At 68.6% G+C, this 23,045-nt stretch carries 20 protein-coding genes and 1 tRNA gene; 7 read left to right on the top strand and 14 right to left on the bottom strand.

Features of this window, described 5'->3' with window-relative positions; all coding sequences use genetic code 11:
* Nucleotides 1-55: 55 nt before the first annotated feature.
* Entirely contained in the window at nucleotides 56-1,051 is a 996-nt protein-coding gene (locus tag J2X41_RS04790; RefSeq protein ID WP_310080036.1) for an NAD(P)H-dependent glycerol-3-phosphate dehydrogenase, read from the bottom strand.
* Entirely contained in the window at nucleotides 1,048-2,151 is a 1,104-nt protein-coding gene (tsaD, locus tag J2X41_RS04785) for a tRNA (adenosine(37)-N6)-threonylcarbamoyltransferase complex transferase subunit TsaD (RefSeq protein ID WP_310080034.1), read from the bottom strand. Before tsaD ends, J2X41_RS04790 begins: the two co-directional genes overlap by 4 nt.
* A 71-nt stretch (nucleotides 2,152-2,222) precedes the next feature.
* Between tsaD and hemC the strand changes: the two genes are divergently transcribed.
* The 5 genes from hemC (at nucleotide 2,223) to J2X41_RS04760 (ending at nucleotide 6,572) form a co-directional block, all read left to right on the top strand.
* Nucleotides 2,223-3,179, top strand: coding sequence for a hydroxymethylbilane synthase (gene hemC / locus J2X41_RS04780; RefSeq protein WP_310080032.1), 957 nt, complete (start codon nucleotides 2,223-2,225; stop codon nucleotides 3,177-3,179).
* Nucleotides 3,180-3,182: 3 nt separating this feature from the next.
* Entirely contained in the window at nucleotides 3,183-3,890 is a 708-nt protein-coding gene (locus tag J2X41_RS04775) for a uroporphyrinogen-III synthase (RefSeq protein WP_310080030.1), read from the top strand.
* 42 nt (nucleotides 3,891-3,932) lie between these two features.
* On the top strand, nucleotides 3,933-4,865 hold the full coding sequence (locus J2X41_RS04770; protein ID WP_310080028.1) for a hypothetical protein: 933 nt from the start codon (nucleotides 3,933-3,935) through the stop codon (nucleotides 4,863-4,865).
* Nucleotides 4,862-6,409, top strand: a complete 1,548-nt coding sequence (locus J2X41_RS04765; RefSeq protein ID WP_310080026.1) for a heme biosynthesis HemY N-terminal domain-containing protein — start codon at nucleotides 4,862-4,864, stop codon at nucleotides 6,407-6,409. The genes J2X41_RS04770 and J2X41_RS04765 overlap by 4 nt, the downstream gene beginning before the upstream one ends.
* A gap of 87 nt (nucleotides 6,410-6,496) precedes the next feature.
* Nucleotides 6,497-6,572 (top strand) — tRNA-Thr (locus tag J2X41_RS04760).
* Between the two features lie 48 nt (nucleotides 6,573-6,620).
* On the opposite strand, the gene J2X41_RS04755 is transcribed toward J2X41_RS04760, so the two are convergent.
* The 5 genes from J2X41_RS04755 to J2X41_RS04735 form a co-directional block, all read right to left on the bottom strand.
* On the bottom strand, nucleotides 6,621-7,280 hold the full coding sequence (locus tag J2X41_RS04755) for a hypothetical protein (RefSeq protein WP_310080024.1): 660 nt from the start codon (nucleotides 7,278-7,280) through the stop codon (nucleotides 6,621-6,623).
* A 505-nt stretch (nucleotides 7,281-7,785) separates the two neighbouring features.
* Nucleotides 7,786-7,929 carry a hypothetical protein gene (locus J2X41_RS04750; protein ID WP_310080022.1) on the bottom strand — a complete coding sequence of 48 codons (144 nt, stop codon included), beginning with the start codon at nucleotides 7,927-7,929 and terminating at the stop codon, nucleotides 7,786-7,788.
* Nucleotides 7,930-8,217: 288 nt separating this feature from the next.
* Entirely contained in the window at nucleotides 8,218-10,683 is a 2,466-nt protein-coding gene (locus tag J2X41_RS04745; RefSeq protein WP_310080020.1) for a GH12 family glycosyl hydrolase domain-containing protein, read from the bottom strand.
* A gap of 726 nt (nucleotides 10,684-11,409) precedes the next feature.
* On the bottom strand, nucleotides 11,410-13,596 hold the full coding sequence (locus tag J2X41_RS04740) for a 3-hydroxyacyl-CoA dehydrogenase NAD-binding domain-containing protein (protein WP_310080018.1): 2,187 nt from the start codon (nucleotides 13,594-13,596) through the stop codon (nucleotides 11,410-11,412).
* Nucleotides 13,597-13,615: 19 nt separating this feature from the next.
* On the bottom strand, nucleotides 13,616-14,821 hold the full coding sequence (locus tag J2X41_RS04735) for an acetyl-CoA C-acetyltransferase (protein WP_310080016.1): 1,206 nt from the start codon (nucleotides 14,819-14,821) through the stop codon (nucleotides 13,616-13,618).
* Between the two features lie 81 nt (nucleotides 14,822-14,902).
* Here J2X41_RS04735 and J2X41_RS04730 point away from each other — a divergent pair, with 81 nt between their 5' ends.
* Nucleotides 14,903-15,850 (top strand): phytanoyl-CoA dioxygenase family protein, encoded by a 948-nt coding sequence (locus tag J2X41_RS04730; RefSeq protein WP_310080014.1) that lies wholly within the window; start codon nucleotides 14,903-14,905, stop codon nucleotides 15,848-15,850.
* Nucleotides 15,851-15,858: 8 nt separating this feature from the next.
* Here J2X41_RS04730 and J2X41_RS04725 read toward each other — a convergent pair whose 3' ends face one another.
* From J2X41_RS04725 to J2X41_RS04705, 5 genes are all read right to left on the bottom strand, one after another.
* Nucleotides 15,859-16,221: a hypothetical protein gene (locus tag J2X41_RS04725; protein WP_310080011.1), complete on the bottom strand. Its 363-nt coding sequence runs from the start codon at nucleotides 16,219-16,221 to the stop codon at nucleotides 15,859-15,861.
* Entirely contained in the window at nucleotides 16,221-16,604 is a 384-nt protein-coding gene (locus tag J2X41_RS04720; protein ID WP_310080009.1) for a hypothetical protein, read from the bottom strand. The genes J2X41_RS04725 and J2X41_RS04720 overlap by 1 nt, the downstream gene beginning before the upstream one ends.
* A 2-nt stretch (nucleotides 16,605-16,606) precedes the next feature.
* Nucleotides 16,607-17,770, bottom strand: coding sequence for an acyl-CoA dehydrogenase family protein (locus J2X41_RS04715; RefSeq protein WP_310080007.1), 1,164 nt, complete (start codon nucleotides 17,768-17,770; stop codon nucleotides 16,607-16,609).
* Between the two features lie 2 nt (nucleotides 17,771-17,772).
* Nucleotides 17,773-19,563 carry an acyl-CoA dehydrogenase C-terminal domain-containing protein gene (locus J2X41_RS04710; protein WP_310080005.1) on the bottom strand — a complete coding sequence of 597 codons (1,791 nt, stop codon included), beginning with the start codon at nucleotides 19,561-19,563 and terminating at the stop codon, nucleotides 17,773-17,775.
* A gap of 90 nt (nucleotides 19,564-19,653) precedes the next feature.
* Nucleotides 19,654-20,133, bottom strand: a complete 480-nt coding sequence (locus J2X41_RS04705) for a MerR family DNA-binding transcriptional regulator (protein WP_310080718.1) — start codon at nucleotides 20,131-20,133, stop codon at nucleotides 19,654-19,656.
* Nucleotides 20,134-20,321: 188 nt separating this feature from the next.
* Between J2X41_RS04705 and J2X41_RS04700 the strand changes: the two genes are divergently transcribed.
* Nucleotides 20,322-20,957: a helix-turn-helix transcriptional regulator gene (locus J2X41_RS04700; RefSeq protein WP_310080003.1), complete on the top strand. Its 636-nt coding sequence runs from the start codon at nucleotides 20,322-20,324 to the stop codon at nucleotides 20,955-20,957.
* An 11-nt stretch (nucleotides 20,958-20,968) separates the two neighbouring features.
* Here the strand turns inward: J2X41_RS04700 and J2X41_RS04695 are convergent, their stop codons facing one another.
* Nucleotides 20,969-21,178 carry a hypothetical protein gene (locus J2X41_RS04695; protein ID WP_028038955.1) on the bottom strand — a complete coding sequence of 70 codons (210 nt, stop codon included), beginning with the start codon at nucleotides 21,176-21,178 and terminating at the stop codon, nucleotides 20,969-20,971.
* A 112-nt stretch (nucleotides 21,179-21,290) separates the two neighbouring features.
* Entirely contained in the window at nucleotides 21,291-22,928 is a 1,638-nt protein-coding gene (pgm, locus tag J2X41_RS04690) for a phosphoglucomutase (alpha-D-glucose-1,6-bisphosphate-dependent) (RefSeq protein ID WP_310080001.1), read from the bottom strand.
* Between the last annotated feature and the right edge of the window lie 117 nt (nucleotides 22,929-23,045).

Genomic DNA, 23,045 nt, shown 5'->3' with positions numbered 1-23,045 from the left:
GGTTCCTTTCAGGATGCGGACGGGGACAGGCGCATGCGCCTGTCCCCAATCGTAGTCAGACCTCGGCCTTGAGAGGCCGCGAGAGCAGGCCCAAGACGGCGCTGTCGACGTCGACCTCGCCGGCCAGGATGGCGGCGACGGCCTCGCAGATCGGGGTCTCGACGCCCAGCGATCGGGCCAGGGCGCGGACGGCGGGCGCCGAGGCGACGCCCTCGGCCACCGAGACCTTGCCGGCCAGGGCCTGGTCCAGGGTCTGGCCGCCGCCCAGGGCCAGGCCGACGCTCATGTTGCGCGACTGCGGGCTGGAACAGGTCAGCACCAGGTCGCCCAGGCCGCACAGGCCGGCGACCGTCTCGGCCTTGCCGCCCAGGGCCACGGCCAGGCGGGTCAGTTCGGCGAAGCCGCGGGTGATCAGGGCGGCGTGGGCGCTGCGGCCCAGGCCCTTGCCCTCGGAGATGCCGCAGGCGATGGCCAGGACGTTCTTCACCGCCCCGCCGGCCTCGGCCCCGATCACGTCGGCGGCCCAGTAGGGACGGAAGGCCGGGATGGCGATGGCCTCGCCGATGCGGCGGCCCAGGCCCTCGTCCTCGCAGGCCAGGGTGACCGCGGTGGGCAGGCCGCGGGCCACCTCGCCGGCGAAGCTGGGGCCCGACAAAACGGCGATCGGCGCGCCGGGCAGCACCTCGGCGGCCACCTCGCTCATCAGCTTCAGCGTGCCTTGCTCGACGCCCTTGGAGCACAGCACCACGGGGACGCCGGCCTTCAGGTGCGGCTTCAGGGCGGCCAGGGCCGAGCGCAGGTGCTGGGCCGGCGGCACGGCCAGGATCAGGTCGCAGGCGGCCAGGGCGGCCATGTCGGCCGAGGTGGTAATCGCGTCCTCCAGCTTTACCCCGGTCAGGAACATCGTGTTCTCGCGGTCGGTGGCGATAGAGGCGACTACCTCGGATTCCCGCGCTTGCAGGGTGACCCGCAGGCCAGCCCTGGCCGCGACCTGGGCCAAGGCCGTGCCCCAGGCCCCCGCGCCGATGACGCCCGCGTGCTGGAAGGTCATGCCTTGGCTCCCTTGCGGCCGAAACTGTTGCTTGGATGGGACAACGCCGCCGCCTCGTCCAGGGGCCAGCGCGGACGCGCCACGGCGTCCAGGTCGTCGGAAATCCCGAGCGCCAGCCGCTCGGCCCCGGCCAGGGCGATCATGGCGGCGTTGTCGGTGCAATAGGCCAGCGGCGGGGCGTCGAACGAAAAGCCGTTGTCGTCGCAGTTCTTGCGCAGCGCCGCCTTCACCGCGCCATTGGCCGCGACCCCGCCCGCCACGACGAAGCGCAGAGCCTGGCCGGGATGGCTGGCGGCGTAGAGCTTCATCGCCCGGTCGGTGCGCTCGGACAGCTGGCGAGCGATGGCGAACTGCACCGCGGCGGCCAGGTCGGCGCGCTCTTGTTCGGAGGTGAGCTTCTCGGCCAGGCGGGCGGCGGCGGTCTTCAGGCCGGAGAACGAGAAGTCGCAGTCCTTGCGGCCCAGCAGGGCGCGGGGCAGGTCGAACTGGGTCGGGTCGCCGGACGCCGCCAGCTTTTCCAGGGCCGGACCGCCGGGATAGGGCAGGCCCAGGCTCTTGGCGATCTTGTCGAAGGCCTCGCCGGCCGCGTCGTCGATCGTGGTGCCCAGACGGGTGCAGGCCCCGACCCCGGCCACTTCCAGCAGCTGGCAGTGACCGCCGGACACCAGCAGCAGCAGGAATGGATAGTCCACCCGCGCCCCCAGCCGGGCCGAGACCGCATGGCCCTCCAGGTGGTTGACCGCCACCAGCGGCAGGTCGCGGGCCAGGGCCACCGCCTTGCCGAACGCCAGGCCGACCATCACCCCGCCCACCAGGCCCGGCCCGGCGGTGGCGGCCACCCCGTCCAGGGCGTCGAAGCCGATCCCGGCCGCGCGCATCGCCTCGGCGACGACGGAGTCGATGGCTTCCACATGGGCGCGGGCGGCGATCTCGGGCACCACGCCGCCGAATGGCGCGTGCTGCTCGAACTGGGTGCCGACGATCGACGACAGCACCTCGACACGGCCGTCGCCGTCCCGGCGCACGACGGACGCGGCGGTCTCGTCGCAGCTGGTCTCCAGGCCGAGGATGGTGAGCGTCGATTCCGTAAGGGGCGTCATTCGGTTGCCGGGGTCCCGCCGCTCCTGTAGCAGCGAAGGCTCTTATTCGCTCTGCAGGTAACGCCCCCACCGTGTCCCGGCAACCCATCCGCATCGGCGCGCGCGGCTCGAAGCTGTCGCTGGCCCAGTCCGGCCTGATGCAGGCTCGCATCGCGACCGCACTCGGCTGGGCGCCCGGCGAGGAGATTGACGCCTTCGCCCAGCTGATCCCGATCGTCACCAGCGGCGACCGCATCCAGGACCGCCGGCTGATGGAGATCGGCGGCAAGGGCCTGTTCACCAAGGAGATCGAGGAGGCCCTGCTGGACGGCCGCATCGACTGCGCGGTCCATTCGCTGAAGGACATGCCCGCCGAATTGCCACCCGGCCTGGTGCTGGCGGCCACGCCCGAACGAGAGGATCCGCGCGACGCCTTCATCAGCCACGTGGCCGAGCGCCTGGAGGACCTCCCCAAAGGCGCCCGCCTAGGTACCGCCTCTCTGCGCCGGCAGGCCCAGGCGCTGCACGTGCGGCCCGATCTCCAGATCGTCATGCTGCGGGGCAATGTCGACACACGCCTGGCCAAGCTGGAGCGCGGCGAGGCCGACGCCATCCTGCTGGCGCAGTCGGGCCTCAACCGCCTGAGCCTGGGCCACCTGACCCGCAGCTGGCTCGACCCGCTGGCCGCCCCGCCCGCGCCGGGCCAGGGCGCCCTGGTCATCGAGACCCGCGCCGAGGACGTCGACCTGCCCTGGCTGCAAGCCGTGCGCTGCCAGGCGACCACCCTGGCCGTCGCCGCCGAGCGGGGCGCGCTCTACGCCCTGGAGGGCTCGTGCCGCACGGCGGTCGGCGCCCATGCCCGCCTGGACGGCCTGGCCCTGACGATGATCGTCGAGGCCCTGACCCCCCACGGCGCCCAGCGCTTCCGCCGAGAGGGCTCGATCACCTTGTCCAGCCCGGACGCCGCCGACGAGGCCCGGGCCCTGGGGCTGGAGCTCGGCGCCGCCGTCCGCGCCGAGGGCGGTCCGGCCCTGATCCTGACGGACTAGGCGATGACGGCCAGCGCGCGGCGGATCTGGGTCACCCGGGCGTCGCCGGGCGCGGAGGCCACCGCCGCCCGCCTGGCGGCGATGGGGCTGACGCCGCTGGTCGACCCGCTGCTGCAGGTTCGCGACCTTTCGCCTGAGGTCGACCTGGACGGCGTCGCGGCCCTGGCCTTCACCAGCGTCAACGGCGTCGCCGCCTTCGCCCGCCTGCACGGCGACCGGGATCGGCCGGTCTTCGCGGTTGGCGACCGGACGGCGCGGGCCGCTCGCGAGGCGGGCTTCGCGGCGGTCGCCTCTGCGGATGGCGACGTCGAAGCCCTGGCGGCCCTGATCCTGCGAGACGCCACGCGGCTGGACGGTGCGGTGCTGCATCCCTCGGCCCTGGAACCGGCGGGCGACCTGGTCTCGCGCCTGGCCGCGGCTGGCGTCGGCGCCCGGCGCCTGGCGGTCTACGAAACCGTTGACCGCGACCCTTCGCCCGCGACCCTGGCCGAGCTGGTCGACCTGGAGGCGGTGCTGCTGCATTCGCCGCGGGCGGCCCGGGTTCTAGCCTCTTGGCTCACGGAGCGACCCGCGCCGCGCCTGCGGGCGCTGTGTCTGTCCCCGACGGTGGCGCGGCCTTTGGAGGATCTGGTTCAAGCGGGGCGGCTGGACTGCGTGACGTCCGCGCCGCACCCGACCGAAACAGCGCTGCTGGCCCTGCTCATCCCCTAGCTGAACATTGCGCGGCGCGGCCGTGTGGGGCACGAATGGCGCATGACGCTCGCTCCCGATCCCGTTGACTCCGACGCGCCGCGCGACCCGACGCTGTACCGTCGTCGCCGTCTGCTGGGGCCCGGCTTCTGGGCGCTGATCGCCTTTGGGATCGTCTGCGTCGCGGCCGGCGCGGCCCTGGCGCGATTCGGCCCGACCTGGTTCTCGCAGGCCAAGGCGCCGCCCGCCATCCAGCAGCCCGCCAACGACCCGATCCCGTCGCCATCAGCCGCCAGCCAGCCGCTCCGTGGCGCGCCCAGCCTCGCCGCCGTCTCGCCGCCGGCGTCGGAGGACGTGGCCCAACTGGAAGGTCGCGTCGCCATTCTGGAGACGGGCCAGCAACAGACCTTGGACGCCGCCGGCGCCGCCTTGGCCGCCGCCACCCTGGCTGACGCCGCCCGCACTGCTCAGCCCTTCGCCGAGGAGTTGGCCAGCCTGGAGCGGGTGCTGCCTCTGTCGTCCGACCTGCGGGCTTTGGCGCGCCTGGCCCAGGACGGCGCGCCGACCCGGGCCGGCTTGGCCGACGAGTTCGAGACCCTGGCCGGTCGCGCCGCCGTCGCCGCCCGCGACCCTGGCCGCAACGCCGATTTCCTGGCGCGCCTGCGCCACGCCCTGTCCAGCATCGTCTCCATCCGGCAGGTGGGCTCGACCCAGGGCCAGAGCCCCGACGCAGTGCTGGGCCGGGCGCAGAAACTGTTGAACGAGGGCGATATCGAGGGGGCGGTGGCCACCACCGAGCGCCTGCCGCCCGCGGCCCAGGCCGTGCTGTCCCCCTGGCGCGCCGCCGCCGAGCGTCGGGTCGAGGTCGATCGCCACGTCGCCGCCATCCGCGCCGACGCGCTGGCGGGGCTGGTCCAGGTGACGCGGCCCCGAGCGACAAGCGCTTCGCCCGCCGTCTCGCCCGCCGTCTCGCCCGCCGCCCCGGTGGCCCCATGATCCGCGCGGCGATCGTCTTCTTCCTGGTCGCGGCCCTCGCCGTGGCGGTAGTCGCCCTGACCGGCGAACCCGGCGCGGCCAACCTCGACTGGGTGGGCTGGCGGGTCGAGATGACAGCCGCCGCGGCCGCCCTGCTGACCCTGTTCACCGCCCTGCTGGCCACGGTCCTGTGGCGCGCCCTGCTGTGGGTGATCGAGGCCCCCAAGCGCGCCGCCCGGGCCCGGGCCGAAGCCAAGCGCAAGCAGGGCGTCGAGGCCCTTTCGCGCGGCTTCCTGGCCGTGGCGGCCGGCGACGGCTCCGAGGCCCGCCGCCTGGCCCAGAAGGCGTCGGAACTGGCCGAGGACGCCCCGGCCCTGGTCCGTGTCCTGGCCGCCCAGGCCGCCGAGGCGGCCGGCGATCATGTCGCCGCACGCCAGGCCTACAACGCCATGCTGGGCTTTCCGGAGATGCGGCTGGCGGGCTTGCGCGGCCTGATGCAGACCGCCCTGGCCGAGGGCGACAAGGCGCTGGCCCTTCGCCACGCCGAAACCGCCTACGGCCTGGCCCGCACCGCCCGTTGGGCCTGGCGCGCCCTGCTCGAAGCCCGGCTGGAGGCGGGCGACTGGAAGGCCGCCCTAGCCCTGGTCCAAGGCGCCCTGGAGCGCAAGATCGTCCCGCCCCTGGTCGCCGAGCGGGCGCGGGCCGCGCTGCTGGCCGCGTCCGCCGCCGGCTTGGAGGAGTCCGACGATCCCAAGGCCCAGGCCCAGGCCGTGGACTTCGCGACCCAGGCCGCCAAGCTCAAGCCCGAGTTCGCGCCGGGCGTGGTGATGGCCGCGCGACTGCAGGCGGCCGACGGCAAGATCGCCAAGGCGGGGACGCTGATCGAGGGCGCCTGGAAGCAGGCCCCGCACCCGGCCCTGTGGCTAGCCTATCGCGACCTGAAGACCAGCGAGACTCCCAAGCTGCGCGCCGCCCGTCTGGCGGGCCTGGCCAACCTGAAGCCCGAGGCCCGCGAGAGCCGGCTGCTGAAGGTGGAGAGCGCGCTGATCAGCGGCGACCCGGTCGCCGCCCGCGCCGCCGCCCGGCTTCTTCCGGAGGAGCCGCTGACCGCCCGGATCGCCGGCCTGATGGCCCGGGTCGCCTACGCCAACGGCGAGGCCGACGAGGCGCGCGCCTGGGTCGCCCGGGGCGCGGCCGCCCCGCAGGAGCCCGACTGGTCGGATCTCGACCCCGAGGGCCGCGCCTTCGCCTATGCGCGCGACGACTGGGCGCGGCTGACCGTCAGCTACGCCGAGACCGGAGAGTTGATCCATCCGCGCTTCGAGCGTCGCGAACGCTCGATGAGCGAACTGCCGCAACTGCCCTCGGCCTACGTCGAATCCACGCCTTTTGTCCGGGCGGCCGAGGCGGGCGGCGTCCTGATGCCCATTCCGGACGACCCGGGCATCGGTCCCGGCGGCTTCGACGCGGTCCCGCCGCCGGAGCCCGAAACCGGCGGTCCGGGCCCTCGCCGCAACGCCGGTTCACGCCGACGCTTGGCAAGCGGCCCTCGCGCCGCTAAATAGGCCGCTCCTCGCGCTGGTCGGTGATTTGGCGGCAGGAACACCAGTGTCTTCCAGGCCTGTCTCGATCGGCCCCCGGAGACGAAGCGCGCCGCTTTAGCTCAGCTGGTAGAGCACCTCATTCGTAATGAGGGGGTCACAGGTTCGAGTCCTGTAAGCGGCACCACTTCTCCCTTCTGTCGGCTCTGGACGGCGCTCTCGGGCGAGGCCGCGGTCAGTCCCAGCCCTTGATCTTCTTCTTCTTGCCCAGGGCGAACAGGCCCGGATAGGGCCCCTTGCCGGTGCGGTAGAGGCACCAGTCGTCGTCCTTCTTGCAGTCGCCGTCGAAGGCCGCCTTCTTGTCCGGGTCGATCGCCGCGTACAGCGCCGGGCCGTTCTTGTGCTTGGCGCCCAGGGCCTCGGCGCAGGCGTCGCGCTCGGCCTTGGTCAGCTTGACGATATCGGCCTCGGTGCAACCGCTTCCCCGCGCGGCCTGGCGCAAGGCTTCGCCGCCGCCGGTCAGGGTTCCCCGGGCGGTAAAGCCGGGCGGCGCGACGATGGTCGCGGGCGGGGCGGGCGCCGCGGGGAACGGCGAGGGGGAGACCGGCGACACGGTCGGCGGCGGGGCCTGACGCGGCGTCGGGACGTGGAGGGGCGCGGACTGCGGGCGCGACACGGCCGGCCGGGCCGCCAGACGGGGCTGGTCGGGCGCGAAGAACTGCACCAGCACGCTGCGCGGTTCGACCAGGACGGGCGGCGCGGGAACCGCCTTGAGCAGGACCCACCCCAGCAAGCCATGGAAGGCCAGCGAGGCGACGCCGATCGCCAGCCGGCGCCGCCCGGCGGCTTGGCTCCCTGCGGGGCGTCGGCGGGGAGGCGGCCTTGTCGCGGGCATGGCGGTCTCCCTGGCGTCTCCCGGAGCCCGCCCGATCGACGAGGTCGGCCTGGCTGGATCGGCGGCGGGGTGCGTCAAAGATGGGCTCGATCTCACCCGACCAAGCTCTAGCGGCGGGGTGCGGCGGGACCATGGCCGCGAGACGTCGGGCTTGAAACGAATGCGGCCGTGGAAGGGCTTGCCTTCTTACAGCGGAACCGCGTTAACCTCCGCCACTCAGCGCAGGCCAGGGCGTTGTTGGCCGCCTGCGCCCGACTAGCCATAGGGCAGCGTATTAGGTGAACGTTGAGGGCTGGAGCGGCGGCGCCATTTGCGAGCGCGGAAGGCCGCCGCGGTTCATCGCGGCTGGCCGAGCGTCAGCAGCGCGCGAGCTTTCGACGGAACGACGTCTCAAGATGATGGATCGATTCGTCGTCCTGGCCCTGCCTTAGGCCTATCCAGCCGAGGACCGTCGCTAAGGTGAGGATTAAGAACGCGGGAAGGTCGGTCGCCTATGCGCCCGCGCTCAGACGAGCAGCCGGACGGCCGCGACGACGCCGGCCCAGGCGGCGAGGTTCAGCGTGAGGAAGCCGATGCGGCTCCAGTTCACCCGGCTCTTCGGCGGCGGCGACATCGCGACCAGGTCACGACCCGAAGTGATAGTCGTCATGTCAGTCATCCGTACTGCGATCCGGTTTGAGGCCGTTCAGTGTTCAGGGCGACTCTGTTTTCCCACATCGGCGTTAACGGGCGCCGTACATCTAGGGTTTAAAACCCATTAAACACGTCTTCCTGAAATCATTTGTCGAATGCTTCGACCACCGGGAGTTCGGGTTAGGTAACCTTGGGGTGGCTGGCGGAGGCCGGTGTCATCAGGCCGTCATGGCCGCTTCCAAACGAAAGGGACCGCCGGGCTTTCGCCTGACGGTCCCTGGAGTCTGCCTGGGCGCTCCCGAGGCTACAGAATGAAGTCGTTGCTCGTCAGCGACGTCACCGAGAGCAGGATGGAAAAGTCCGTGAGGCCGTCGCCGTTGACGTCGGCCTGGACGACCACGCCCCCCGTGGCCGCCCCGTAGCGGAGCTCGCCGGCGACGTGGTGGAAGGCTTCCTGGCCGATGAAGGCGAACGGGTCGTCCACGCCGCCGACCACCGCGTCGATGGCGGACAGGTCGATGTGATCGCCCTGGCTCGTCGAGAAATCGGTGATCCTGTCGGCGTCGCCGGCCTTATAGGGACCGAAGACGAACAGGTCGGCGCCCGCGCCGCCGGTCAGGATGTCCGAGGCGGCTCCCCCAGCCAGCTTGTCGGCGAAGGCGCTCCCGACCAGGGTGTTGGCGAACTCCGAACCGGTCGCCACGATCCCCGCGCTGGCCCCCGAGGCGTCGACGTTCTCGAAACCGGAAACATAGGCCGAACCCCCGGCGACCTGGCTGGTCGTGAAGGTGCTGAGGTCGACCGTCGCGCCGACCTTGAGGATCAGCGTGTCGCGTCCCGAGCCGCCATTGATGACCGAGTCGGCGGCGTCATAGACGATCGTGTCGTCGCCGGCCTGGCCGTAGATCTTGTCCACGCCCGCGCCGCCGTCGAGGATGTCGTTGCCATTGCCGCCGTCGAGAGTGTCGTTGCCCGAACGGCCGCTCAGCGTATCAGCGCCGTCGCCGCCGAACAGGGTGTCGGCATAGGCGCCGCCGGTCAGGCTGTTGTCATCGGCGGCACCGGTGAGCGAGACGGCACCGGTCGCGGCCGAGGCGTCGACATCCTCGAAGCCCGTGACGACCGCGCCGCCGACCATCTGGTCGGCCGTGGCGGACAGATCGACCGTGGCTGCGACGTGCAGCACCAGCGTGTCGTGGCCGTCGCCGCCTTGGACCGTCGAGGCCGTCCCGTCATAGACGACGCTGTCATCGCCCGAGGTGTCGGGCAGCGGCGCGGGTTGTTCCGCGGGTTGCTCCGCGGGTTGCTCCGTAGCCGGCTGCGAGGTGGTGGTCGTCACACCGGACCCTTCGACGTGCATGGTGGTCAGCATGCCATCGGCGGCCTTGGTCTGGACGTTCAGGTCGAGGTTGTTGATGGTCAGCGAACCAGCGCCGGACACGACTTCGGATCCCAGCTCCACCGAGGCGACATAGTCGCTCGAGGAGACGAGATTCAGGCCCTTGAGCGTGGTCAGGATCCCGGCGATGTCGAGCTGGCCCTTCGGGGTGTCCTGGTCGAGGACGACGGCGGTGTAGGTCCAGTCGCCGGTCGTCGAGGCGTAGATCTTGCCAGTGACCGAGCCGTTGGAATAGGTCCCCACCTGCGTGCCGAAGGCGTCGAAGTCGCCCTTGTGCACCCAGACCATGACCTCGGTGGTGACGCTAGAGGCGCCGCCGTTGGGCACGTCCGTCAGCCAGATGTCGAACGAGACGTTGAAGCCGCCGGTGTTGCCCTTGTAGCTGACGTCGTAATCGGCCGTCAGCGCGGTCAGGCTGCTGACCTGGGCGGGTAGGACGGTGGTGATGTCCGTGGACTTGTGGCCGCCGCTCATCGGGGCCGGCCCAAAGATCACTTCGGGATAGGCACGGATGGTGTGCGCCGAATCCGTGGTCACCGGGAACGACCAGTTGAAGGTCGTCTTGGAGGTCAGGTCGGCGCGGCTGTAGGCGCTGTCGATCGTAAAGTCGGTGCCGTAGACCAGGCTGCCGGGGTTCCAGACGTTGTTGAGCACGTACCAGCCGTTGCCGGTCCAGGCCTTATCGGGTCCCACCAGTTGGGAATAACCGGCGGGAATGGCGGCGGCGTCGGGCTTCAGGCCGAAGTCGTAGGCGGTCAGGCTGGAGAGCGCCGTGTCGCGGATGACCAGGCTCTCGCCGTTCGAGAAGCTGAGCTTGACGTCGGTTCCGCTCTGGGTCGCCAGGGTCAGGAGCTGGGAGAAGCTGGTGACGCCGTAGCCGCTCAGCTGGATGACGTCGCTGCTAGGCTTGAAATTCATGATGGCGTCGGAGCCGTTGCCGGCGGCGACCTTAAACAGGTCTCCCTGGGCGCCGCCGACGAGCACGTCGTCGCCGGCCAGGCCGTTCAGCGTCGCGCCGACGGTCCCCGCCACGATGATGTTGTTCAGGGCGTTGCCCGTGCCCGCGGTCGATCCCGCGGAGTTGAGCAGCAGGTTCTCGACATTGGCCGACAGGGTCACCGGACCCCAGAACCGCGCATCGACGGTGTCGACGCCCTGGTTGGCGTATTCGACGGCGACCGAGTTCTTGTCCCACAGATAGTAGGTGTCGTCGCCCGCGCCGCCGATCAGCGTATCGCCGCCGGAGCCTTGGAAGACATCGTTGTTGGCGGTTCCCGTCTGGGTTTCCTTGGCCGAGCTGTGGGCCGGCCAGCTGTTCGGCGCGGCCGACAGGAAAAGTTCAACGCCCTTGGCGGTAAAGTAGCGAGTCATATGCCCTCTCCGTGACCGGGAGAGATCAGCATTCGCCAGTTAACGAGAGGTACCGTGAAGCTATATAGCTAATGTATCTTCAAGTATAAAAAACAGGCATTTTGCGATAACGTCGATTTATCTATATGTGATGCGACAAAACGCCTCATATTACTTAGTGATACAATCAACAGTTGCTATTATGTTGGCGAAGTATTGGGGTGTTGGTATGCTTTTATTCTCATCATTTGTTGTCTCTTGAGCGCGACCAGCTCAGAGAAGCTCAGTCAAGACGCCGTCAGCCGATACTGAGTTGGGGCCGATCGCAGACTAAAACAGTCATTTTTCTCGCAGGTGCGAAACGGGGAGCGATGGCGGCCACTGGCGATGACTATGCTCGGTGTGGCTGAACCGAGGAATCAGCGGCGCCTAGCCGATTTCGAGACGCGATGCGGGGCGCGAGAAGGCGGGCCGGGCTCCGCCTCAAGGATTTTCCTGGCGACGAATTAGTGCGTCAGCATCGCGTGGACTAGAAGGCCACCCGCCTTGGCTTTGTGAATTCTCAATTGTTAAAAAATGACACAAAGTGAATATATCCAACAAGCTGTTTTGTAAAATACATCAAGAATACAACTATATACAACTGACAACGGGCGGAAAAGTATAGAGATTTTCATGTATTCCTGAGAAAAAGGGCCCGCCTTACTCAGGCGAGCCCTTTCCGTGGTGGCGAGATCAGTCGGAAGATTAGGCCGCGACCTGCGCCTTGACGCCAAAACGACTGTAGAAGGTCTCGCCTTTGGCGGCCATGTCGCGCAGCAATTGTGGCGGCGAGAAACGCGCGCCGTACTGTTGCGCCAAAGCGTCGCAGGCCTCGACAAATTTGGCCGCGCCCACACCGTCGATCAGGCTGACCGGCCCGCCAGTCCAAGGTGCGAAGCCCCAGCCCAAGATGGCGCCGACGTCAGCCTCGCGCGGATCGGTGATCACGCCTTCCTCGAAGCAACGGGCGGCTTCCACGGCCTGGCGGTAGAGCAGCCGGGTGCGGATTTGCTCGATGCCAACCTTGTCGACCTCGGCGATCCTGACCGGCGCCAAGTCGGCGAGGCCCGGCCACAGGGTCTTGGGGCCGTTCTCCGGATAGTCGTAGAAGCCCTTGCCGTTCTTGCGGCCATAGCGGCCTTCGCCCTCGACCATCTTCTCGATGATCGCGGTGAAGGGGCGCTCCTCGTACTTGTCGCCGAGGTCCTTCTTGGTCTGCTGGGCGATCTTGTAGGAGAGGTCCAGCGCGACGTCGTCGTGCATCTCCAGCGGACCGCGCGGCATGCCGGTGGCCCGGCCGACGTTGTCGATGATGGCCGGGGCGTAGCCGTCGGACAGCAGCTCCATGCCCTCCTGTACGAAGGTGCCGAAGCAGCGCGACGTGTAGAAGCCGCGGCTGTCGTTGACGACGATCGGGGTCTTCTTGATCTTCAGGACGTAGTCGATCGACTTGGCCAGCGCCTCCTGGCTGGTCTCCTCGCCCATGATCAGCTCGACCAAGCCCATCTTGTCGACCGGCGAGAAGAAGTGGATGCCGATGAACGAGGCCGGGCGGACCGAGGCCTTGGCCAGGCCGGTGATCGGCAGGGTCGAGGTGTTGGAGCCGAAGATCGCGGTGTCGGCCAGCTGGGCTTCCGCCAGCTTGGTGACCGAGGCCTTGACGTCGCGGTTCTCGAACACGGCCTCGACCACCAGGTCGCTGCCCTTGACGTTGGCATAGTCGGCGGTCGGGTGGATCAGGGCCAGGACGGCCTCGCCCTTCTCGGCCGTCATCTTCCCACGCGAGACCGCCTTCTTGACCAGACCCTCGGCGTAGCCCTTGCCCTTATCGGCGGCTTCCTGGGTCTGATCGATCAGCACCGTCTCGATACCGGCCATGGCCTGGACGTAGGCGATGCCCGCGCCCATCATGCCGGCGCCTAGCACGGACACCTTCTTGACGTCGTAATGCGGCACGTCGGCCGGGCGGCCCGAGCCCTTGCCCAGCTCCTGCAGAGACAGGAACAGGGTGCGGATCATGCCCTTGGCCTGGGGCGACATCAGCGTCTTGAGGAAGTAGCGGGTCTCGATGCGGATGGCCGCGTCGAACGGCACCTGCAGGCCTTCATAGACGGCCTTCATGATGTTCAGCTGGGCGGGATAGTTGCCGTAGGTCTGCTTGCGCAGCATGGCGTTGCCCATGATGAACACCTGGCTGCCGCTGGCCGTGTAGGGGCCGCCGCCGGGAATCTTGAAGTCCTTCTTGTCCCAGGGCGCGACCGGGTCGCCCTTGGTCTTGACCCCGGTCTTGGCGGCCTCGACCTCCTGGCCGGCGGGGACCACCTCGTGCACGACCTTGAAGCCCAGGGCCTCGGCCGGCTTCATCGACTTGCCTTCCAGCAAGAAGGGCGCGGCGGCCATCACGCCCATCAGGCGGGTCAGGCGCTGGGTCCCGCCGCCGCCCGGCAGCAGGCCGACCTTGGCCTCCGGCAGGGACAGCTGGATCTTCGGGTTGTCGGCGACCACGCGGTAGTGGCAGGCCAGGGTCATTTCCAGGCCGCCGCCCATCGCCAGGCCGTTGATCGCCGCGGCGACCGGCTTGCCGCCGGTTTCGAGCGCGCGGAAGGCCTTGTTCAGGGCGAAGCCGGCGTCGAAGGCCGCCTTCAGGTCGTCCGAACCGAAGCCGCCCTCGGCCCCGCCCAGTTCGCCCAGGTCGGCGCCGGCGCAGAAGCCGGTGGTCTTGCCCGAGGTGATCACCGCGCCCTTGATGGCGGCGTCGGACTTGAGGGTCTCGACCACTTCGCCGATCTCGCGGATCACCGAGGCGGTCAGGGTGTTCATCGAGCGGCCGGGCACGTCGAAGGTGACCAGGGCGATGCCGTCGCCGTCGACCTCGATCTTGAAGTTTTCCATTGTCGTTGGTCCTTGGATCTTAGACGCGTTCGATGACGGTGGCGGTGCCCATGCCGGCGCCGACGCACAGGGTGATCAGGGCGGTTTCCTTGTCCGAGCGCTCCAGCTCGTCGACCATGGTCCCCAGGATCATCGCGCCGGTGGCGCCCAGCGGGTGGCCCATGGCGATGGCGCCGCCATTGACGTTCATCTTATCGTGCGGGATGTCCAGCGCCTGCATCATGCGCAGGACGACGGCGGCGAAGGCTTCGTTCAGCTCGTAGAGGTCGATGTCCTTGACCTCCATCTTCAGCTTCTTGAGCAGCTTCTCGGTGACCAGGGACGGGCCGGTCAGCATGATCGACGGCTCGCTGCCGATCGAGGCCGCGCCCTTGATGCGGGCGCGAGCTTTCAGGCCCAGGGCCTCGCCCATCTCCTTGGTGCCGATCAGCACGCCGGCCGCGCCGTCGACGATGCCCGAGCTGTTGCCGGCGTGGTGGACGTGGTTGACCTTCTCCACCTGCGGATAGCGCTGGGTGACCACGGCGTCGAAGGCCATGTCGCCCATGCCCTGGAACGAGGGGTTCAGCGAGGCCAGGGTCTGCATGGTGGTGTTGCCACGCACGGTCTCGTCATGGTCCAGGATCGTCAGGCCCAGCTGGTCCTTCACGGCGATCACCGACTTCTTGAAGCGGCCGTCGGCCCACGAGGCGGCGGCGCGCTTTTGGCTCTCGACCGCGTAGGCGTCGACGTCGTCGCGGCTGAAGCCGTACAGCGAGGCGATCAGGTCGGCGCTGACGCCCTGCGGGGCGAAATAGGTCTTGAAGGCGGAGGACGGATCGGTGGGCCAGGCGCCGCCGTCGCTGCCCATGGGCACGCGGCTCATGCTCTCGACGCCGCCGCCGATGGCCAGTTGGGCCTCGCCCGAGGCGACCTTGGCCGCGGCCATGTTCACCGCTTCCAGGCCCGAGGCGCAGAAGCGGTTGATCTGCACGCCGGCCACGCTCTCGGCGTAGTCGGCGGTCAACACGGCGGTGCGGGCGATGTCGGCGCCCTGTTCGCCGACCGGGGCCACGCAGCCCAGGACGACGTCGTCGACATAAGAGGTGTCCAGGCCATTGCGGTCACGCAGGCTTTCCAGGACTTGGGTGGCCAGGGACAGGGCGGTGATCTCGTGCAGAGACCCGTCCTTCTTGCCCTTGCCGCGCGGCGTGCGCACGGCGTCGAAGATGTAAGCGTCGGCCATTTGATGGCTCCTTCCTGCGTAGGCTTGGATGGTTCGTTAACCAAAGAGGCGTCTGATTCCGGGGATTTGGAGATCAGGACGATGACGGCAGCGGAGCGCTCGACGGACGTGGCCCACCCGGTGGTGAGCGACTTCATCGCGCGCGGCTATCATGTGTTCGGCGGGGGCGTGGACGCGGCGGCGGCGAGCGCCCTGCTGGCCAAGATCCGCGCGCTGCGGACGTTCGACGCGGACCTTTTCCTGTCGGAAGCCGAGTTCGACGCCGACCCGCAATATATCGGGGTGAACCCCGCGCCCGGCCGCAACCTGCTGGAGCGGTTCGAGGCCGACCTGGCTTTCGTCGAGCAGGATCCGGCGATTGTCGCGGCAGTCTCCGCCCTGCTGGGCGACGGCTACGAGATCCTGCTCAAGAAGCTGATCTGCGGCGTGCCGGCCAGCGTCGTGCCGGGCTGGCTGAAGGCCCGCATCGCCGGCAATCCGGTCAACAACCTGGGCGCCTACGTGAAGGCCCCGTACCGCGATATCACCTATTTCTACGGCATCGACTTCCACCAGGACCTGATCGACTACAAGGACCGGGAAGCCGACTTCATCACCCTGTACGTCTACCTGCACGACGTGGGGGCGCACGACGCCCCGCTGTTTCTGCTGGAGGACAGCCACAAGCTGGGCGGGACGCTGTTCCCGCACGACCTGACCAAGAACCCCACAAGCGAAGGGGAGACCGGTTGGCTGTACCGCGACGGTCGCGGCCACGAAGTCCAGACCCGGCAGCACCTGCTGACCGGCAAGACCGGCTACGCGGCCATGTGGCACGCCTGCACCCTGCACGGCACCCAGCCCGACGCCGCCGACAACGAGCGTCTCTCCCTGCGCTACCTGATCGCGCGCAAGTCGGGCGTCGCGGCGCCGGGCATGGACGCGGTCAACGCCACCCTGCTGGGTCCGCTGAGCCTTGAGGCCACGCGCAAGGACCTGGACGCGCGCGGCGCGGCCCAGATCAAGGCCAACAGCGTCAACAAGGCCTAGGGGCTGAATCACTTCCAGCTTCCGATCGGCGCCTTGGCGATCGGAGCGCAGGCCAGGCCCCGGGCCGTGGCCTTGGCGCTGTAGGTGACGCGATAGCCGAACTCCGGCGCCGGCAGATAGCAGGCCTTGAAGCCCGGGGTCGTCACCGACAGGCTCCAGTCGGCCACCTTCGAGCGCAGCAGGTTGTTGCACTGGTCGACATTGGCCTTCAGCGGCAGCTCGAAATCGCCCGGCGGCTTGGAACCCGGACGCTTGGACACCAGCTTGCCAGTGAAGAACAGCGGGCGCGGACCGGCGGCGAGGACGCAGACGACGGCCGAGCGGCTGTCCGAAGCGACTTGGGCGGGGGGCGGCGCGACGGGGATCGGCATCAGCGGGTCTCCTTGCAGGTCAGCCGGCCAAACAGGCTCTTGCGATAGACGAAGGTCAGGCGCTGTCCGGCGACGGGCGGCGCGATCGGCCGGCAGAGGGCGTCGCCGTGGTGGTCGGTCGGCAGGTCGCCGGCCGCGGCGGGTTGTCCCGACCAGACCACCATCTGCGGCTTGGCCAGGGCGAGGGCGTCGATGTCGGCGCAGCCGGTCTGGCCGGCCGCCACGGTCGGAAATGGCGTCTGGGCCAAGGGTTCGCGATAGGTGAGGCTGGTTCCCGACAGCTTGGCCGAGGTGGTCTTGAAGCGACCGTCACGCACCAGGCCGAACGCGGCCGTATCGGTCGCGTTGGTCAGGCACAGGACGACGGCAGCTTCCAGCAGCATGGCTAGAGCGTCCTCGCGATCAGCAGCTTCATGATCTCGTTGGTGCCGCCGTAGATCCGCTGAACGCGGCTGTCGCGATACATGCGAGCGATCGGATACTCGTTCATAAAGCCGTAGCCGCCGAACAGTTGCAGGCAGCGGTCGACGATCTTGTTCTCCAGGTCGGTCACCCAGTACTTGGCCATCGAGGCGGTGGCGGCGTCCAGCTTGCCGGCCAGGTGTCGCTCGATGCAGTGGTTGACGAACACCTTGGCGACCGTCGCCTCGGTCTTGCACTCGGCCAGCACGAACTGGGTGTTCTGGAAGTCGATGATCGCCTTGCCGAACGCCTTGCGGTCCTTGACGTAGGCGATGGTCAGCTCCAGGGCCCGCTCGATGGTGGCCATGCCCTGGACGGCGATGTTCAGCCGCTCCTGGGGCAACTGGCCCATCAGCTGGAAGAAGCCCTGACCCTCGTCCGAGCCGAGCAGATTCTCGGTGGGAATCTTGACGTCGTTGAAGAACAGCTCGGAGGTGTCCTGGGCCTCGTGACCCAGCTTGTCGAGGTTGCGGCCGCGCTCGAAGCCGTCCGCGCCGTCGGTCTCGACCACCAGCAGCGACGTGCCGCGCGCGCCGGCGCTCGGGTCGGTCTTGGCCACGACGATGATCAGGTTGGCGGTCTGGCCGTTGGTGATGAAGGTCTTGGAGCCATTGATCACATACTGGTTGCCGACCTGTTTGGCGGTGGTCTTCACCCCTTGCAGGTCCGATCCCGCGCCCGGCTCGGTCATGGCGATGGCGCCGACCAGTTCGCCGGTGCACAGGCGCGGCAGCCAGCGCCGCTTCTGCTCCTCGGTCCCGTATTCGAGGACGTAGGGCATGACGATGGCGTTGTGCAGGCTGATACCGAAGCCGTCGACGCCCTTGCGCCCCAGTTGCTCCATCAGCACGACTTCATGGCGGTAATCGCCGCCGGCCCCGCCGTACGCCTCGGGGGTCGACAGGCCCAGTAGGCCGGCCCGGCCCGCGGTGTTCCACATCTCGCGGTCGACGACGTGGTTCTTGCGCCAGGTCGCCACCACGGCTTCGGGGGCGTGCTCGTCGAAGAACTTGCCGACCGCGTCCTCGAAGATCGCGATCTCTTCCTCGGCCATGAAGACCGGCTTTTCGACGTCGAGCACGCCCATGGTCAGAAGGCCTCCGCGGGCAGGGCCATCAGCGTTTCCGAGCCCGTCTTCAGCTTGGCCAGATGGGCCCCGGCGTCAGGCAGGATGCGCTCGATGAAGTACTTCGCCGTGACGATCTTGGTGGTGAAGAAGGGATCGGTCGAACCGGCGGCGATCTTGGCGTTGGCCGCCTTGACCATCAGCGCCCACATGTAGGCCAGCCCCGTCAGGCCGAACAGGTGCATGTAGTCGGTCGAGGCCGCGCCGGCGTTGTCGGGGTTCTGCAGGCCGTTCTGCATCAGCCACATGGTGCCGTCCTGAAGCTGGGCCTTCACCCCGGCCAGGGCGTCGACGAACGGCTTCAGCTCGGCGTCGCCGTCGTTCTCGCCGACGAACTGGTCGATCTCCTGGAAGAAGGTCATCACGCCGCGGCCGCCCTTGGAGGCCAACTTGCGGCCGACCAGGTCCAGGGCCTGGATGCCGTTGGTGCCTTCGTAGATCAGGGCGATGCGGACGTCGCGCAGGTACTGGCTGGCCGGGAAGTGCTCGGTGAAGCCGCTGCCGCCGTGCACCTGCATGGCGTCCGAGCAGATCTTGAAGCCCTTGTCGGTCAGGTAGCCTTTCAACACCGGCGTCATCAGGCCCATATAGTCCTCGGCCTTGGCGCGCACGGCTTCGTCCGGGTGATGATGGGCCAGGTCGCCGTGCAGGGCGGTCCAGAACAGGAAGGCGCGACCGCCTTCGATCAGGGCCTTGCTCTCCAGCAGCATGCGACGCACGTCCGGATGGACGATGATCGGATCGGCCGGGCCGTCGGGGTTCTTCGGGCCGGTCAGCGAACGGCCTTGCAGGCGGTCCTTGGCGAAGGCGACGGCGGCTTGGTAGGCGGCCTCGGCCTGGGCGATGCCCTGCAGGCCGACGCCCAACCGCGCCTCATTCATCATCACGAACATCAGCTTCAGGCCGCTGTTCTCCTCGCCGATCAGCCAGCCCTTGGCGTCCTCGTACTGCATCACGCAGGTGGCGTTGCCGTGGATGCCCATCTTCTCTTCGAGACCGACGCACTTGACGCCCTCGTTGCGTTCGCCGATCGAGCCGTCGGGCTTGGGCAAGAACTTCGGCACGATGAACAGGCTGATGCCCTTCACGCCGGCGGGGGCGCCCTCGATGCGGGCCAGGACCAGGTGGACGATGTTGTCGGCCATGTCGTGCTCGCCGGCGCTGATCCAGATCTTCTGGCCCGTGATGCGATAGCTGCCGTCGGCTTCCGGAACCGCCTTGGTGCGCAGCAGGCCCAGGTCCGTGCCGCAGTGCGGCTCGGTCAGGTTCATGGTGCCGGTCCATTCGCCCGAGATCATCTTGGGCAGATAGGTCTGCTTCTGGTCGTCGCTGCCGCCGGTGTGGATGGCCGAATAGGCGCCGTGAGCCAGGCCCGGATACATCGAGAAGGCCATGTTGGCCGAGCTCGACATCTCGCTAAAGGCCAGGTTGACGACATGGGGCAGGCCCTGGCCGCCATAGGTCGGGTCCGAGCCCAGGCCCGTCCAGCCGCCTTCGCACAGTTGCTTGTAGGCTTCCTTGAAGCCGTCCGGCGTCTTGACCGTGAAGTCCTTGTTCCAGACGCAGCCCTGCTTGTCGCCGATCGGGTTCAGGGGGGCCAGGACCTCGCCGGTGAACTGGGCGGCGGCCTCGAGAATCTGCTCGACGGTCTCGAACGGCGCGTCGGCGAAGCCCGGCAGGGCGCCGTGCTGATCGATGTCGAGCACGTCGCGCAGGATGAAGGCGTGTTCGCGAACGGGCGGCTGGTAGGTCATGAAGCGGTCCTGGTCAGTCGGATCGGGGAGGAGGGAGGTGTGTCCACCGCGCGGCGCTCGGGTCTTGAACGAAATGCGCGGCGCTGGGGTCTACTTGCCCAGGGCCGCGTCCTGGTGGCCGTCCAGCCGGGCGCGCAGCACCTGGTCGTAGTCGGCGGCGCGGGGCAGCAGGTCGGGGCGGATCTCGGCCAGGCGCTTTTCGAGGCGGGCGCAGGCGTCGCGCAATTCGATCAGGGCGCCGTCGATGTCCTCGCGCTGCTGTTCCAGTGCGGTCGCTCTCTCGCGGAACTTCTTCAGCGATCGGGCCATCTGGGCCGCGCCGTCGTCGTTCTCGTCATAGAGATCAAGCAGCTCGCGGATTTCCGACAGCGACAGGCCCACGCGCTTGCCGCGCAGGATCAGCTGCAGGCGGACGCGGTCCTTGTGGGAATAGACGCGGTTGAGGCCTTCGCGGGCCGGCGTCAGCAGGCCCTTGTCCTCATAAAAGCGCAGCGCGCGCGGCGTGGCTTTGAACTCGTTGCACAACTGGCGAATTGTAAAGGTGCGCTCTGGGCGTCGCAGGTCGGCCAACATTCGAACCCTCCCTGGGCAGGCCCGACTTCTGCGGCCGAGCCGGTTGGTTATCGCCGATCACCATATGCCCGCGACGATCGATCGTCAACGTTTACGTAAACGTCAACTTATCCGCGGAGCGTTAGGTTTACTTTCCTAGGGTCGAGGCATATTTTCCGGGGTCCAAGGCCAGGATACAGCCCGCCATGTCGTCCCTGTCGCACACCGAAATCTGGACCGCGATCGACGCCCTGGCCAAGCGATTCGACATGAGTCCGTCGGCCATGGCCAAGATGGCGGGCCTGGACCCCACCAGCTTCAACCGCTCCAAGCGGGGCGACGGCGATTCACGTCCGCGCTGGCCATCGACCGAGAGCCTGGCCAAGGTGCTGGAGGCGACGGGGGTGGGCTTTTCGGAGTTCGCGGCCCTGACCGAGCGGTCGCCCAGGCCCAACCCGCGCGCGGCGCCGCTGATCGGCTTCGCCCAGGCCGCGGCTGAAGGCATGTTTGACGAGACGGGCGCGCCGATCGGCTCGAGCTGGGACGAGATCGCGCTTCCCGGCGTGGAGGACGAAGGCGTCTACGCCCTGGAAATCGCCGGCGACGACTTGGCGCCGGTCTTTCGCGACGGCGATCGCGTCCTGGTCTCGCCATCGGTCGAGCCGCGCCGGGGCGACCGGGTCGTGGTGCGGACCACGGGCGGCGAACTGCTGGTCAAGGAACTGGCGCGGGTCACGGCCCGCAGCGTCGAACTGGCCTCGCTGAACCGCGACGGCCGCGACCGGACTCTGGACCTGACCGAGGTGGTCTGGATCGCCCGCATCCTGTGGGCCAGCCAGTAGATCCCGTCAGGTCAGGTGCGCGGGCAACTGCCGTGCTTGCTTTGCAGCCAGGCGGTCAGGTCGCCTTCCCACGGGGCGTCGCACGAGATGTCGACCCGGTAGGACGCCCAGTTGTCATTGTGGGCGGCCTCGACGTGCGCGGCGGGAAACTGGGTGGCCAGTTCGCCGAGCAGAGAGTCGAATTCCGAGCGGTCCGAAGGACGAAGGGTGAAGCAAGCCATGAGACTAACCTTGGTTCCGATGAAACCAGACTAGACTCCAAAGTGCGGACAGACCCTTAACCGGCAGTTCAGACTTCGTTCATCTGTTGGGTCACGGTGTCGCAGGCGGTGGTCAGCCGGCCAGCGCGCCGGCGACCACCTTCCTGGCCTCGTCCTGGACCGCCTTCAGGTGGTCGGGGCCGAGGAAGGATTCCGCGTAGATCTTGTAGACATCCTCGGTGCCTGAAGGGCGGGCGGCGAACCAGGCGTTCTTGGTCACCACCTTGAGGCCGCCGATCGCTTCGCCGTTGCCGGGCGCCGTCGTCAGGGTCTGTTCGATCGATTCGCCGGCCAGTTCGTTCGCCGTGACATCGCTGGGACTCAGCGATCCCAAGCGCGCCTTCTCCTCGCGCGAGGCGGGGGCGTCGATGCGGGCGTAAGCCGGCGCCCCGTGTTCGACGGTCAGGTCGGCATAGAGCTGGCTGGGGCTGGCCCCGGTCACCCCTTGGATCTCGGCGGCCAGCAGGCCCAGCAGCAGACCGTCCTTGTCGGTGGTCCAGACGGTTCCATCCTGGCGCAGGAAGGCCGCGCCGGCCGATTCCTCGCCGCCGAAGCCGACGCTGCCGTCCACCAGGCCTGGCACGAAGTGCTTGAAGCCGACCGGCACCTCGAGCAAGCGGCGACCCAGCTTGGCGACCACCCGGTCGATCATCGAGGAGGAGACCAGGGTCTTGCCGACGGCGACGTCCGCGCCCCATCGCGGCCGGTGGCTGAACAGGTAGGCTATGGCCACGGCCAGGTAGTGGTTGGGGTTCATCAGGCCGCCGTCGGGCGTGACGATCCCGTGACGGTCGGCGTCGGCGTCGTTGCCGATCGCCACGTCGAACTCGGCCGCGCCGTCGACCATATGGATCAAGTTGGCCATGGCCGAGGCCGACGAGCAGTCCATGCGGATCTTGCCGTCGGTGTCGAGCGGCATGAAGGCCCAGCGCGGATCGACCTTGTCGTTGACAACGGTCAGGTCCAGCCCGTGCCGGTCGGCGATCTCGCCCCAATAGGCGACGGCGGCGCCGCCCAGCGGGTCGGCCGCGATCCGCACGCCGGCCCGCCGCACCGCCGCCAGGTCCACGACGCTGGGGAGGTCGTCGATATAGTGGCCGAGGAAATCGTACTCGCCCGCCGCCGCCCGGGCGCGTTCGAACGGGATCCGCCGCACCTCGGTCAGGCCGTCCCGCAGCAACTGGTTGGCTCGCGCCGCGATCGGCGTGGTGGCGTCTGAACCGGCGGGGCCGCCGGAGGGGGGATTGTATTTGAACCCGCCGTCGCGCGGGGGGTTGTGCGAGGGGGTGATCAGCACGCCGTCGGCCGATCCGGGCGCCAGGCGGTTGTGCTTGAGAATGGCGTGGGATACCGCCGGGGTCGGCGTGAAGCCGTCGCGGGAATCGACCATCACCGTGACGCCGTTGGCGACCAGCACCTCCAGCGCCGTGCGCCAGGCCGGTTCGGATAGGCCGTGGGTGTCGCGACCGAGGAACAGCGGGCCGGTGATCCCGGCGCTGGCGCGATGCTCGGCGATGGCCTGGCTGATGGCCAGGATGTGGGCTTCGTTGAAGGCGCCGTCCAGGCTGGAGCCGCGGTGGCCCGAGGTGCCGAACGCCACCCGCTGGTCCACCCGGGAGACGTCCGGGCGGATCTCGTCATAGGCCTTGAGCAGGGCAGTCAGGTCGACCAGATCTTCGGGACGGGCCTGTTGGCCGGCGCGGTTATGCATGACGAAAACCCTTATTGCTCGCCCGGTGCGGCGACGATGTCGCCCCGCGGGATGGACCCGCGGAGGCGGTGTGTAGCCGCCAAATGCGTCAGTGTTGATATGGTCGGCGACGTCGAA

The organism is Caulobacter sp. BE254 (genome assembly GCF_031457295.1).
Taxonomy (GTDB): domain Bacteria; phylum Pseudomonadota; class Alphaproteobacteria; order Caulobacterales; family Caulobacteraceae; genus Caulobacter.
This window is presented reverse-complemented; position numbering and strand designations above follow the sequence as displayed.

What these genes read in the sequence shown, in the direction of transcription:
- J2X41_RS04745 (WP_310080020.1), bottom strand. Translation starts at nt 10,683, where the DNA reads ATGACTCGCTACTTTACCGCCAAGGGCGTTGAACTTTTCCTGTCGGCC.
- J2X41_RS04775 (WP_310080030.1), top strand. Translation starts at nt 3,183, where the DNA reads ATGACGGCCAGCGCGCGGCGGATCTGGGTCACCCGGGCGTCGCCGGGC.
- J2X41_RS04740 (WP_310080018.1), bottom strand. Translation starts at nt 13,596, where the DNA reads ATGGAAAACTTCAAGATCGAGGTCGACGGCGACGGCATCGCCCTGGTC.
- J2X41_RS04715 (WP_310080007.1), bottom strand. Translation starts at nt 17,770, where the DNA reads ATGGGCGTGCTCGACGTCGAAAAGCCGGTCTTCATGGCCGAGGAAGAG.
- J2X41_RS04725 (WP_310080011.1), bottom strand. Translation starts at nt 16,221, where the DNA reads ATGCCGATCCCCGTCGCGCCGCCCCCCGCCCAAGTCGCTTCGGACAGC.
- J2X41_RS04750 (WP_310080022.1), bottom strand. Translation starts at nt 7,929, where the DNA reads ATGACGACTATCACTTCGGGTCGTGACCTGGTCGCGATGTCGCCGCCG.
- tsaD (WP_310080034.1), bottom strand. Translation starts at nt 2,151, where the DNA reads ATGACGCCCCTTACGGAATCGACGCTCACCATCCTCGGCCTGGAGACC.
- pgm (WP_310080001.1), bottom strand. Translation starts at nt 22,928, where the DNA reads ATGCATAACCGCGCCGGCCAACAGGCCCGTCCCGAAGATCTGGTCGAC.
- J2X41_RS04770 (WP_310080028.1), top strand. Translation starts at nt 3,933, where the DNA reads ATGACGCTCGCTCCCGATCCCGTTGACTCCGACGCGCCGCGCGACCCG.
- J2X41_RS04765 (WP_310080026.1), top strand. Translation starts at nt 4,862, where the DNA reads ATGATCCGCGCGGCGATCGTCTTCTTCCTGGTCGCGGCCCTCGCCGTG.
- J2X41_RS04710 (WP_310080005.1), bottom strand. Translation starts at nt 19,563, where the DNA reads ATGACCTACCAGCCGCCCGTTCGCGAACACGCCTTCATCCTGCGCGAC.
- J2X41_RS04695 (WP_028038955.1), bottom strand. Translation starts at nt 21,178, where the DNA reads ATGGCTTGCTTCACCCTTCGTCCTTCGGACCGCTCGGAATTCGACTCT.
- J2X41_RS04730 (WP_310080014.1), top strand. Translation starts at nt 14,903, where the DNA reads ATGACGGCAGCGGAGCGCTCGACGGACGTGGCCCACCCGGTGGTGAGC.
- J2X41_RS04720 (WP_310080009.1), bottom strand. Translation starts at nt 16,604, where the DNA reads ATGCTGCTGGAAGCTGCCGTCGTCCTGTGCCTGACCAACGCGACCGAT.
- J2X41_RS04790 (WP_310080036.1), bottom strand. Translation starts at nt 1,051, where the DNA reads ATGACCTTCCAGCACGCGGGCGTCATCGGCGCGGGGGCCTGGGGCACG.
- J2X41_RS04735 (WP_310080016.1), bottom strand. Translation starts at nt 14,821, where the DNA reads ATGGCCGACGCTTACATCTTCGACGCCGTGCGCACGCCGCGCGGCAAG.
- J2X41_RS04700 (WP_310080003.1), top strand. Translation starts at nt 20,322, where the DNA reads ATGTCGTCCCTGTCGCACACCGAAATCTGGACCGCGATCGACGCCCTG.
- J2X41_RS04755 (WP_310080024.1), bottom strand. Translation starts at nt 7,280, where the DNA reads ATGCCCGCGACAAGGCCGCCTCCCCGCCGACGCCCCGCAGGGAGCCAA.